Here is a 12,018-nt window from a genome sequence, read left to right on the forward strand (position 1 = left end):
AGTAAATATACTATTATAAAATCATAAAAAATATGGGCTATAAAGTTAAAATTCAAAGAGTTGAAAGAGGAAAAACCAGTTCCTATTATATCAATTTTCCTGCGGCTCTGGCAGAGTCTTGTGATATAGAAAAAGCAGAAGAATTGGAATGGGAGATAGAGGACAGGAATACCTTTGTTTTGAAAAGGGTAATTAAAAAAGAATCATTTCTGAAGAAGAAGGCTAAAAAATAAGAGAGGAACTATCTCTCTAATAGGGGTATAAGCCTTAAGTTAACGCCAATGCCTGAAAGGGTTGAACATTCTAGATATGGAATTACAAATTCCAAAAAATATAAAAGCATTTCGGTTTGAATATTTTTCATGTCCATGGCTTAGTGATTTTCGATCTTACCGTCTTCCACATGAAGGATATGAAGCAAGCGGTGAATGATGGGAGCAAAAAAGACAGCTGTAATACTCAGGAACGCAACTCCGCTGTAAAGGGCATAAAAGGAAGAGAAAAGCTTGGCTCCGTTAGAAGTCATATCAGATACCGGTCCCATCCCGGTCAGAATCATACTGGCCATATGAAAACTATCAATAAGAGTAAGATCAGCAAAAAACCAATATCCCAACATTCCAAACCCCACTGAGACTACTACTAAGGAAAAAGCGAACAATCCAAAGCGACTCAGGCGTATTAAAAAGGATGGAAAAGCCAGTACCTTTTGGGTTTTATGTTCAAGGACCTTTTGAAAGCTTTTTTTTGAATTGTTCATAAAAGGTATCAGAGTGGAAAACCTTCTTCTAAGTTAAATTATATTCCTATCGAAGTAAAAATTATACAAAGTCAATTTGAGCCCGCAATTCAATCTTTATTTCTTTCAGTTTATTTAGAAAAAAAAATGAGGGAAATAACTAACTGCTACTTTTTTAAATTCATACCGCCATTGCTTTTACTTTTTCACCAAGTTCATTTTTCCGGTTACTTCAATGGTTTCAGCAATTTTGGTAATCACCAAAGAAGGAACCTTAATCTGATAGTCTTCAGGTTTAACCTGAAATTTAAAGTCCAGTTTAAGTTCATTTCCCGTTGAAATAAGGGTTCCTTTTACAGCTACAGCCTTAGTGGCTCCATGAATGGTCATGCTTCCCTCTGCGGTAACAGGATAGGTTCCCGCCTTTGTCAAGTCTACCAGTTCTTTGATCTTACCTTTGAAAACCGCCGCAGGGTATTTTTCACTTTCCAGATAATTCTCATTGAAATGCTCCTGCATAAGCTTATTGGGAAAAACGAAATCAGTGATTTTCATCTGCACAGCCAATTCCCATGAAGAGGAATTGATAATGCACCCAGACTTTTTGTTTACAGCCTCAATGGTCTCCAGCGGAGTGTCTGAATAAAATGATACCACTCCTGAGGATGTACCATATAGTACCTGTGACCATGCATCTCCCACATGAAGGAAGAAAAGTAGTGCAGAAAGAATTAGCATATTCCTCATTTGTCTTTGTTTTTTGCTCCTTTGTCAAAGCTGAATGTCCTGGCAATATTGAATCCGTAATAGATGTCACCATCCTCCCACGAGCCTGTTGTCTGACCGATGAAATGCCTTTCGATCATTCCCCGTGAATTGGTGAAGTGGAGCTGAAAGACGTGCCCGCCTGTTTCGATGTCTACTCCGATGGAAATGGCATCGTGATACGGATAGGCTTTCCCGGTACTTGTCTCATAAGCTCCCGGATCAGAGAAGGCATGGTAGTATTCTCCTGAAAGCGTAAATCGTTTGGTGAGCTTGTAGCGTCCTCCAAAACCTAAGGCCCAAAGGTCATTGGGAATGGAGGGATCCTCAACTTTGTTTAAATGAAGGAAAGTTGGCATGACCTGAAGTGATAGCCTATCATTAAACTTCCGGGCAATCAGCGCCTGACCCCAATAGGAATAGCACTCGGTATTATTGTTGAAGCGCATTTCAGAACCGGATTCCATGACATAACCCGTCTCCATTGTGTTGATCGCCCATCCTCCAAGTCCAGTCACCGTGAGGGGGAATTTGTTGGATTGCCTCAGGACCTTGTATTTGGTGTAGAGGTCATATGTTTTTTCTAGTGAACTTCTCCCCGCTCCGATTAGCCATTTGTCAGTAAGGCCATATTCAAGACCCAATCTTATTTTTGCTTCATCCAAACCAAAGAAATTGGCGATAAACCCACTGTTGACCGCGCCAAAGCGGTGGGAAATCCAAAAGTTCAGGTGATTTTTGGATACCGTCTCGATCGTTTGCCCATTGATCAGCCGGGAAGCCTTGAAGGTTGCCAGAGTGAATGTGGGTTCCTTGGATTGCTCCTCGTCCAACATCTTCAGCAATTCATCCTGGGCCAAGGCTTTGGGAATCCAAATCATGGCCACCAGTCCTGCCAGCAAAAGAATAAGCAGAACTTTCTTTAGGGAAGGATTCAAGATCATAAGGTTACAATAAGCGTAGTGCCGCTAAATTGTGTTTGGTAGGTCTTAAGACCTTTTGATCCTTTCGAATTCAATCCTTTTCCAGAAGTGTCAAATAAAGCCCCATGCTCTGGGCAATAAAACTCCCCGGACCTGAAGTAAACTTTCCTTTTGCCTTCATGGGAACATACCTGTGTCACTGCCGCGAATGAAGTTTCAGAAATCCTTGCGATTACAATACCACCGACGATAACATAATTTCCCACGGTATTCAGTTTGGAGTAAGTGGGGTCGTTGAGGTCGAGTGTCAATTCATTGGTATTTCCACCTGTGCCGGGAGGCAAAGTCGGATCCATGCTTTCGTTTACACAGCTACTCAGACCTGAAGCAGCGCAGTAAACTGCAAATAGAGAAGCCCCCTTCAATCCCAAGGATTTGAGGAATTCCATGCGATTCATTTTCTCATTCATAATTTTGATGTTTAGGGTGTTAAGTAAATTTAGAGGCAGACTCCTTCAGGCTTTCTTAGCTTTTTCTTAAGATTGGCTTAAAAGAAGAATGCCTTTAAATCATCCTTCCTTTCTATTCCAGAATTCAGGCGTTTTATAGTAGCCTAAATTGGATTTGATTAAATTTCCGGAATCCAAATTCACCTCTTCCAGTATCAAAAGGCCAATAATCCGGCAGATATTTTAAAAAATACCCCCGGAAGAATCCACCGGGGCTATCGGTCAACATATCAATAAAACCTCAATCAAAATGAAAACTGATACTGCATCACCAGCATTCCCTTTCGTGGATCAGACTCGTTTTTTACCAACTTTTCAGAATTTCCTTTGGCCAAAATGGGTCGGCTTTGGTAATCCAAGGAAAGCTTGGAACGATGCCCTGCCTGAAGCCAATTGACCCCGATGTCATAGATCGTGATGGGCTTTTCTACCCGCTCATAATCTGAAACAATTAGCTGTGCATATGGCTGAAGGGTGCTCTGTTTGCCAAGCAAATCATTTCTCATCAGGTAACCCATCTGGGCATAATAGACTTGACCCGTACCGATAAGGGGGGCATTATTTCCGGGTCCATTAAATGCCCCTTGGCTAGTAGTTCCGTTTGCCGGGTTGATGGCACCGGCATTTCTCAGGTAGTTGGGACCAAAATCATAATCGATCAGCGCTGCGTAGACCGTCAAAGCAGTACCCTTTTCTTGGTCGAGCGGCGCATCGTAGAAGACATCCAGCCCAAATTGCCTACTCGCTTGTTGGATCACAGGACTTGTCACTGTCTCACGGTATTCCGTGGCGTGATCTTGAGTAGAAAAGCCAACACCGATATTGAATACATTCTTTTTTCCCAAATATGTCCCTGTCATATAAGGTATCTGATTGCTTTCTTTCTCATGAAACTGCCAAAAGAAATATCCCTGGTAATTAACTGCGGGGGCGGATGAGCTGTAATAAGCGATATTGGTGACATTTTCCGGTAAAGTGGGGACAGGAACCAAGGCAGTTTGAATCGGGAAAGGATTTGAAACCGATACCCGGTAGTCTAATTCGCCCAGTTTTCCTTTGGCATAAATCCCAAGCTTGCGGACAAATTGATCCGTAATGTCATTGGTGGATTCCTCAATATAGGGCAGATCCAATCCCAGAATGCTAGCTACCGAAGATGACGAATAGCGAACCGTTCCGTTCCACCCATGAAGCCCGGCACCAAGACTGAGCTTGTATTTAACCACTGCATATTCGGCGGTGACATCATGAAGGAATAGTCCGGGTTTTCGGGCAGAAAGTGATCCAAAGCTATTGATCCCAAACTGCGTATAGACGAATACATGATCCGTAACTTGTCCCATCACCTGATAGCGAACTCTTCGAAGACCGACATCGAAGACCTGATCCTTGGCTGTCCCAACCACAGTAGAACCGGGATTCAAATCTGTATAGCGAATCCAAATTTGTCCGAGACCGGTTCCTTTTACCCAATGGGTTTTTTCCTCATTCAGAAATAGTTTGACTTCTTTTTCGGTCTGGGCAGTGGCTGAAAGAATAAATGCCATAAAAATCAGTGCTGCCAGGAGAAGGATTAGACCTATTTTTCTCATGATGGATTTTTATTTATTTGGAAAATAGGACCACAAGGCACTATCCAAACAGTGCCTTGAAGTCAGATTTATTCGGTGGTGATTTTGAGGCAGGAAAAGTAGCCACGACTGTCAAAGCTTGATTAGCAGTTTTCACACCACTGATCGATTGTTAGATCCTTGATTATCGGAGCGATTTCCCTTGAGTTCAGGATTGGATCAGTTTTCTCGATGCCAACTTATGATCCGATACCGGCTTGTGGTTTTCCAGGCCAATGATCCTGACTTGTCCCCCATTTTCTTCATACTCGTGCTGGAAATGATGCAGGTTTTCCATCACCGAGTGGTCGACCAGCTTGGTGTTTTTCAGATCGATAGTCACATTGAATCCGGCAGGAATTTCTTCCAGTTTTCGTTTGATTCCCATAAAATTTGAGAAAATGGCTGCCTTATCGATTTCTACCAGGTATTCATTATTATTAAAAGAAACCACCGTTGGGGCCTTGAAGAAAGAATTGATAGGTGTACCATTAATGAGGTGAAGGAACATTTTCAAGACGATTCCAGCTCCAATTCCAATTAATAAATCTTCGAAAATGGTGAAGGCTATGGTCACTAAAAATATTGCCAATTGCTCTTTGCCGATTTTAAAGGTGTTGACAAATTCCTTCGGATGGGCCAGCTTAATACCTACAGTAATCAACATCGCCGCCAAGGCAGCGTTGGGAATCAACTCAATCACAGGAGTAGCAACCAATACGAAAACAAGGATAAAAAATCCATGGAAGAAGTTTGCCCAACGGGTTTTTGCCCCATTAGTCACATTGGCAGAGCTACGGGCCACTTCAGAAATCATTGGCAAACCTCCCAAAAAGGCACTAACCGTATTTCCGACTCCTATCGCGATCAAATCTTTATCGTTGTTGGATTTCCGCTTGAAAGGATCGGAGAGATCAATTGCTTTTACAGTCAGCAGCGATTCTAAAGTTCCGACCAAGGCAAACATAATGACATACTTAATAAACGTACCCGTTTGGGCAATCCCCGAAAAGTCCGCATTGTACTTTACGTTTTCCACCAGATTCCCGATATGAAGCAAGGCATAGGGTGGTTCGGTGTGTGCAAAATCCATCGCCAATTCTGAGGGAATGGCAACGATTAACACCATTAATGGAGCAGGGATTTTTCCTAATTTAAAATCCTTCAAATAGGGCCATCCCAGCATGATGGCCAAGCTGTACACGCCGATCATCGTGGCTCTCGGGTCAAAATTTGCAAAGAAGGTAGGAATCGATTTGATCATCCCCACAATACTCATCCCCTTATAAAGTTCTGGATTGACGTCCAATAAAACAGGGATTTGCTTTACAATGATGATAATTCCAATCGCCGCTAGCATCCCGTGTATGGCGGAAAGGGGGAATATATCGGCCAATTTTCCGAGTTTAAATACACCGAATAGAATTTGAACCAGGCCAGCCACCACCATGGCTCCGAGGGCTAGTTTCCAACCTGTATCTCCGCCGCCGAATTCTGCAACAGATCCGGCTACTACCACAATCAACCCCGCCGCAGGACCTTTGATAGTCAATAGTGAACCTGAAATCAAACTGACCAGTATGCCCCCAATTATGGCAGTCACCAAGCCCATTATCGGAGGAAAATCAGAGGCTTTGGCGATACCCAAACTTAAGGGCATTGCCAAAAGAAATACTACAAATCCTGCACTGGCATCTGCTCCGAAGTTTTCAACCAGACCTTTCCAGCCGTCCTTTGGTAGTTGAAGTTTTGTTTCGCTTTTCATTTGATATGATATTTTATGAGGAAATTCCTCTTGAATGAATGATTAGAATGAGGTTTTTATTTGCGTTTTATTCGCAATCATTTTGACAGTACTAAACTGCCAAAAAGATAAAATCCCAGGCTTTGCCGGATCCTTTTTGTAACCGGTAAGTTTTGCTCCCAGAAACAAGCGCGCAAAGATTCTCACAGAAGCAATACCTTCCATGACAAAGGCCAGCGCTGCAAGAAATGCCAAAAGGTATTGATCTTGATGGATATGGCTGAAGAGCAAATCCTCACCTATAAACGTAGGCGAAAGTGGAAATCCCATCAGGCCAAGCGAGCTGATCAAAAAACCAAAAGCCAACATCGGGTGCCGACTCACATAGCCTTGGTATTCAAATAATCCCTTCTGCCCGAGGGAATTTTTCATCCGTGAAATAATCAGAAGACCTGAAAACCCAAAAACAAGTACACCACTGAGGTACATGGCAATTTCTTCAGCGGAGAATTTTTCATTTTCTGCAATTGCCAAGACCATCCAGAAATGGTTCATCATCAAAAATGTCCAGCTCAACCTTGCGGATTTTCGTTCGGAAAATGACTTGAGAACCATCAGCAGGGCTATAAATGCAAAGAGCGGCGGTAGCAGTCTGTGCAACTCCGGGGGGACTTTATATCCAATAAGCAAGAGTCCCATTCCGATTAAGTAGCTTGGTACAAAATAAAACAGGACAGTTCGATAGCTTAAGAAGTCAAGTCTATGACCTAGTCTCTTCAATGGATTGAAAATAAGCCGATTGATCAGTCGATCAAGATTCCATTCTTTTAGACTCCAGATATAAAATGAGATCTGAAGTTTATTCCAAATGCCGGTTTTATTATGGAATTGCTTTGGCACGAAGCCATAAAACTGCTCTCGAATCAAGTAGCTGACTACTGAGGGAGAAACCAAAAGCTGGTAGGTTCTTAAGAAAGCATTTCCGGCAAAATGGATCAATACGAGCACTTCCAAGCCAGCGGCAACCTCAATAAACATGATCCCGATTTGAGTCAGAGAAGCATAACCTATTTGGGTTTTGACAGAAGTCTGAACACGGGCGATCATTGTGGAAAAGACTGCCGTCATAAGGCCAATTAATCCGATCAGAACTCGCACGACAAGTTGATTTTCCCAAAAAGGAAATGTCCTGAGCAAAAGAAATACCCCCAAGTGAACAGACAGCGATCCATAGAAAATCGCCGAAGAAGGAGTCGGACCCTCCATTGCTCGGGGCAACCAAGAGGAAAATGGAAATTGGGCAGATTTGGCAGCAGCGGCCAAAAGCAACATCAATGCAATGAACAAACCGATTCCAGAGTGGCCTGCCAAATGTTCCGATACTAATTCGGAATTATTAAGCTTGAGAAAGGTGATGTTTTCATGCCAAAGATGATGACTGGCCCACATCGCCAAAATCAACCCGACGTCTCCGATCCGATAAATAGAAAAAACTTTGATTGCATTTTTTGTCGGTAGGTAATTCTCCCGATAAAAGGCAATCAACAGGAAAGAAGATAAACCCAAGATCTCCCAACCTATGAATAAGGTTTCGAAATTTCCTGCCAAAACAGTGATATTGAAACCCAGGTAAAAGAACAAAACAGTGTTGAAAAACCGTTTGTAGCCACTTTCCCTATGAAGGTAATAGCGACTGTAGAAAGTGATCAAAAAGGTTAACAATGCGCCTATAACCACATACACGGCGCCGACCCGGTCAAAGAAAAAGTCTACCAAAAACTCAAAGTGGTCGTTTCGATATAGGACAAATTCCTTGAGATTAAGCGCCTGAAATCCCTGAATACTCCAGAACACCAAGAAAACCAGGACACTCATCAAGTTAAACCCTGCCGTGAAAAAGGCTACTCTGGAGAGCAGTTTCTCCTTATACTCCGGCACCATAAGACTCACCAAAAAGCCAACGAGAGGTATCCCAATCATTAACTGAATCCAATTTTGAAGTTCCATCAAAGTGAGTCAATAAGGTAAACGGGAAGATTTTCTTTGCTACTCAACAGCTTGTCCTGCAAGTGATCAAGGTGCTCGATTTTGGACTCGGGCTGGTAGGCCTCAAATCCCTCATCTCTATACCGCAAAAACGTGCCTGTAAATGGATCGATGACTACTAAATGGATCCAATAATTCTTTACCCATTCATAGGTTCCGGGATTAGCCTGAAGCACCTTCATCACTACCGCGGGGTCTTGCTCAACAATCATCAACAAGCGAATCGGGTCATGAATTTCGACCATTTGGTAGGGCAATCCTGTTCTCAAATCACCGTCAGCACCATTGGCTACGCCGATCAATCCCATAACATTGTGGGGTAGTTTGGTGCCAGCCCCAAGCTTATCCGGATCCATTCGGGAGAAATAATATTCCAGATTGATTCCCCCACACACCGGTGCTGCCGCACCGAGAATTTTGGTCAAGGCTTTTCCTTCGGGATCTTTTCGGTAATCGTATGAATTCAAAAAAGCTCTTCGATCAAAAAACAGACCTTTGATCGTTGATTTTCGGGAAATAATACAAAGCGCATTAGTCGCATGATTGTACTCCGGTCGGGGTTCGAAAAGGGAAAAGGCACGTTTTTTAATCTCCTCATGCAATCTTCCTACCGACTTGTTGGGTTTTAACGTATCGAATCTCCTTGACCGCTCCAAGGCATTAAATCCCAGGGCCTTACCAAACTTCCCTTTATTTCCCTGATGAAGTTGAGTATTGAACGCTGAAAGTAAATACTCATCAAAATAGGCGATTTCATCTTTGGTGGTATCGTGCAATCCACCTAAAAACTGGGTGGAAACAGGGATTTCAATCCCTCTAGTGAGGAGCTGCTCCCTGACCATAGGATGATTTGCCATGGCTGCGGCCACTCGGGCATTCACAGATCCTGGACGACCACAGCATGCACCACAGTCATATCCGGCATAGTGGGTGTTATTTATACTGGATGCGCCATGCCCAATCAAATAAACAAGAGGAGAAAAGCCATCGATAAGTCCAATGCTCCGCAGAAGACCTTCGACTCGATCAGTCATTTCCTCTACCTTGAAACCGACCTGAAGCCCCTCTTCCATCAGCCCCTTGTATTCAATCGACAGGGTACCGGAAGGATCCATGTGTTTAAAGGAGGACACCTCAAGTGCTGAACTGGAAGGCCTTAAGATATTACCCACCAATTTCACTGCGGATAAAAATCCGAGAGTCTGAGCACTAACCCAGCCACGGACCAGTGAGTGGCTTTTTTGGTTGAAATGTGGATCTCGGACCAGTATTTTATGGCTGGCTATTTCCTTAATCAGAAACTTCGGGGTGACAGGAGCCGGGCAGGATTTGGTATGAAACTTTCCAAACTCTGGCTGAAAGTAGAATTCCACATTGAAAAATCCGGGGGTACCATATGTCGCACATTCAGGATCGATGTATTCCAAATGTCGTCGAGTGGAGCATTCCCGGTCATCAATGCAAAATAAAGCCTGAAAACTAGGTATTCCAGATGCTTTTGACTGAGGTCTAACCGCCGAGATACCTGCCAAAACCTCATCATAATAGCTCCATTCGTAGGCTTCTTGCCAACATTGAAGAACTAGGTCTAATTCATTAAAAGGATTGTTTTCAAACAGATCCTTGGTTTTAAAAGGAAATCTATGACCAATTGGGATCCAATTTTCTCCAAACTTTTGATCCAGTGCATCGATCTCCAGCAGGCATTCAAATTTGATCACATCCTCCAGGCATATTTTTTTGAAATCCAAAAGAGATTCAGGTTGGGATTCCAAAACTGACACCATACCCGACCACCCCGCATGCGCAAATTGTTGATCAAATAAATACCAACCGTAGGATTGAGGATCACCAACCAGAATATCAAGGAGTTTCTCCAAACTTAATTGAGGATCAAAAAGTAAATCCAAAGCTCTTTTACTCTTAATAATCGAGGAAAAACTTTGGGTTTGGATGACTTTGATCGCATCCAAAAACCCCTTGGCTTCGACCGGAAATGACCAAATCGAAATTCCCTGATCAAGGTAAGCTGCCAAGATTCTAAAGAGAAAAGGATGTGTGACCTTATCCAGGTTAAAATGATAATCAGATTTCCAGTGGTTCCTCAATGAACCAACTTTAGCACCCGAAACCTCCTGATAATCTTGATCGAGTAGTTTGACAGCCCAGTCATTGGCCGCTGCTAAACCAAAATGATCCTCAAGCAGATTTTTTAATAGTTGACCTTTGATTTTACTGGATCTGAAAAGATCTCGGTAGGCTTCCAAGGGCAAATAGCCTTGGTATCCCAATTGTGTTTTGGCTTGCTTTAACCCTTGATGAAAAGGCAGGTGCTGAAAAGCATGTAGCGTATTATGATGGACAAAGTCCTTGAGTGGAGCCTGTGCAGGGAGGAAATGCCGCAACTCATGCAGAATTTCGCCCAAGCCAAAGGCATGATGCATCAAATGTGAATTCATGAATTTAAGTATTGAGTTGGAGATCAGGCAGTGTCCAACAGACCAAAAGTCTGCGACAACAGTAATCAAAGCCTATCGGCTAAAAATCAACCCAAATGGGTCTTCCAGGATTGGAAGATATCGTAAAGATGCAGGTCCCCCTGAATGGGTTTATTCCCGAAAATAGTATTTGAAAGCAATCGAGGCTCCCGCTCAATAGAATCTTGAAAGAGCAAAGCCAAGATATCTGCTACGCTTTCACTTTTATCTTCTGTTTTCTCCTCCTCGGCTTCTATAAAGCCATATTCATTTGCAAAAGCGGGAATTAAAAACTCGTGTAGCTCTTGATCAGAACCAAGATCTGAGGCAGCAATCCTGTCTCCAAAAAAATCATTCAGTAAAATCCCAACTGCCTGACCTTGGACAGCCAAGGTCAGGCGTAAGGATAGAATGAGAAGATTAAGAAGAGAAATCATTTTTTTCTAAAAACATTGAAAGGTACACTTTTTTAATATCAAGCAATAGATCTTTACTATTTTTAACGATTACGCAAGAAAAAGACGCTATTATTTAAATATCAGTCGATTGTTCAATGCATACTCCGATTCCTAAACTATTCCAATCACCTACACTCCTATCACAATTTTAATCAGCAGCCAATTATCAAAAAGGGTTTAGAATTAAATTTTTTGATGGAAAGCTAAAAATAGAAGACAGATAAATCCGATTGTCTTTCCTGATGAAAAGACTTAGTAAGCCTACTCTGAGGATTCTTAAATGAGGGCGGAAAGAAAAAAAACCCAGGCTGATCAGGCCGGGGCTAGGGGTGATTGAAACAACTTTTCTCGATTCCTTTTCAATGTTTTACCAATTGGTTTACTGGCATTCGATACAGAAAGGAAAACTGTAGTGAATTTCTTAACTACAGTATAACTTCTTGGAATTTAAATTGATTGAATATATTAAGTGAAAGATTACAACAAAATCTGACTCAGTTTCCCATTTAAAATCAGCTGTTAAAACAACAATTATGACCTGTTTTGGTTGGTTTCAAAGAAGGATAAAACTGACTTTAATCTGAATTGACGAAAGATGAAATCTTTTTTTTTCAATACCCAAGATTCCCTACTAAGTGTAGTAATTAGTAAATAAAATGAAATTGACCTCACTTGCCTCAATTAATCTTGCCTGTTGCAAAAAAGTTCGGAATAGAGAATGTGGTAATTTTAGAGTCACATGAAACG

The 12,018-nt window shown here is 42.2% G+C and carries 10 protein-coding genes; 1 reads left to right on the forward strand and 9 read right to left on the reverse strand.

The features are described 5' to 3' along the window. The first annotated feature begins 32 nt into the window (after positions 1-32). Positions 33-233 (forward strand): hypothetical protein, encoded by a 201-nt coding sequence (locus BLQ81_RS03680; protein ID WP_092728614.1) that lies wholly within the window; start codon positions 33-35, stop codon positions 231-233. Between the two features lie 140 nt (positions 234-373). Here BLQ81_RS03680 and BLQ81_RS03685 read toward each other — a convergent pair whose 3' ends face one another. The 9 genes from BLQ81_RS03685 to BLQ81_RS03725 form a co-directional block, all read right to left on the reverse strand. After that, positions 374-760: a hypothetical protein gene (locus tag BLQ81_RS03685; protein ID WP_092728615.1), complete on the reverse strand. Its 387-nt coding sequence runs from the start codon at positions 758-760 to the stop codon at positions 374-376. A 177-nt stretch (positions 761-937) separates the two neighbouring features. After that, positions 938-1,486: a YceI family protein gene (locus BLQ81_RS03690; RefSeq protein WP_092728616.1), complete on the reverse strand. Its 549-nt coding sequence runs from the start codon at positions 1,484-1,486 to the stop codon at positions 938-940. Then, on the reverse strand, positions 1,483-2,442 hold the full coding sequence (locus tag BLQ81_RS03695) for a DUF5777 family beta-barrel protein (protein WP_245693160.1): 960 nt from the start codon (positions 2,440-2,442) through the stop codon (positions 1,483-1,485). Before BLQ81_RS03695 ends, BLQ81_RS03690 begins: the two co-directional genes overlap by 4 nt. Positions 2,443-2,444: 2 nt before the next feature. Continuing rightward, complete coding sequence (locus BLQ81_RS03700) at positions 2,445-2,897, reverse strand: Rieske 2Fe-2S domain-containing protein (protein ID WP_245693161.1); 453 nt, start codon at positions 2,895-2,897, stop codon at positions 2,445-2,447. A 284-nt stretch (positions 2,898-3,181) separates the two neighbouring features. Next, on the reverse strand, positions 3,182-4,528 hold the full coding sequence (locus tag BLQ81_RS03705) for a hypothetical protein (protein ID WP_092728617.1): 1,347 nt from the start codon (positions 4,526-4,528) through the stop codon (positions 3,182-3,184). A 187-nt stretch (positions 4,529-4,715) separates the two neighbouring features. After that, complete coding sequence (locus tag BLQ81_RS03710) at positions 4,716-6,311, reverse strand: SulP family inorganic anion transporter (protein ID WP_092728618.1); 1,596 nt, start codon at positions 6,309-6,311, stop codon at positions 4,716-4,718. Positions 6,312-6,353: 42 nt separating this feature from the next. Then, positions 6,354-8,270 carry a proton-conducting transporter transmembrane domain-containing protein gene (locus BLQ81_RS03715; RefSeq protein WP_245693162.1) on the reverse strand — a complete coding sequence of 639 codons (1,917 nt, stop codon included), beginning with the start codon at positions 8,268-8,270 and terminating at the stop codon, positions 6,354-6,356. A 26-nt stretch (positions 8,271-8,296) separates the two neighbouring features. Further along, positions 8,297-10,795: a YbcC family protein gene (locus tag BLQ81_RS03720; protein ID WP_245693163.1), complete on the reverse strand. Its 2,499-nt coding sequence runs from the start codon at positions 10,793-10,795 to the stop codon at positions 8,297-8,299. An 86-nt stretch (positions 10,796-10,881) separates the two neighbouring features. Next, positions 10,882-11,250 (reverse strand): hypothetical protein, encoded by a 369-nt coding sequence (locus BLQ81_RS03725; protein WP_092728621.1) that lies wholly within the window; start codon positions 11,248-11,250, stop codon positions 10,882-10,884. Between the last annotated feature and the right edge of the window lie 768 nt (positions 11,251-12,018).

The organism is Algoriphagus alkaliphilus (assembly GCF_900103735.1).
Lineage (GTDB): Bacteria > Bacteroidota > Bacteroidia > Cytophagales > Cyclobacteriaceae > Algoriphagus > Algoriphagus alkaliphilus.

Bases quoted from the DNA above. Each gene is read 5' to 3' on its own strand.
- BLQ81_RS03715 (WP_245693162.1), bottom strand. From the start codon at position 8,270: ATGATTGGGATACCTCTCGTTGGCTTTTTGGTGAGTCTTATGGTGCCG.
- BLQ81_RS03680 (WP_092728614.1), top strand. From the start codon at position 33: ATGGGCTATAAAGTTAAAATTCAAAGAGTTGAAAGAGGAAAAACCAGT.
- BLQ81_RS03690 (WP_092728616.1), bottom strand. From the start codon at position 1,486: ATGAGGAATATGCTAATTCTTTCTGCACTACTTTTCTTCCTTCATGTG.
- BLQ81_RS03725 (WP_092728621.1), bottom strand. From the start codon at position 11,250: ATGATTTCTCTTCTTAATCTTCTCATTCTATCCTTACGCCTGACCTTG.
- BLQ81_RS03700 (WP_245693161.1), bottom strand. From the start codon at position 2,897: ATGAATGAGAAAATGAATCGCATGGAATTCCTCAAATCCTTGGGATTG.
- BLQ81_RS03685 (WP_092728615.1), bottom strand. From the start codon at position 760: ATGAACAATTCAAAAAAAAGCTTTCAAAAGGTCCTTGAACATAAAACC.
- BLQ81_RS03705 (WP_092728617.1), bottom strand. From the start codon at position 4,528: ATGAGAAAAATAGGTCTAATCCTTCTCCTGGCAGCACTGATTTTTATG.
- BLQ81_RS03710 (WP_092728618.1), bottom strand. From the start codon at position 6,311: ATGAAAAGCGAAACAAAACTTCAACTACCAAAGGACGGCTGGAAAGGT.
- BLQ81_RS03720 (WP_245693163.1), bottom strand. From the start codon at position 10,795: ATGAATTCACATTTGATGCATCATGCCTTTGGCTTGGGCGAAATTCTG.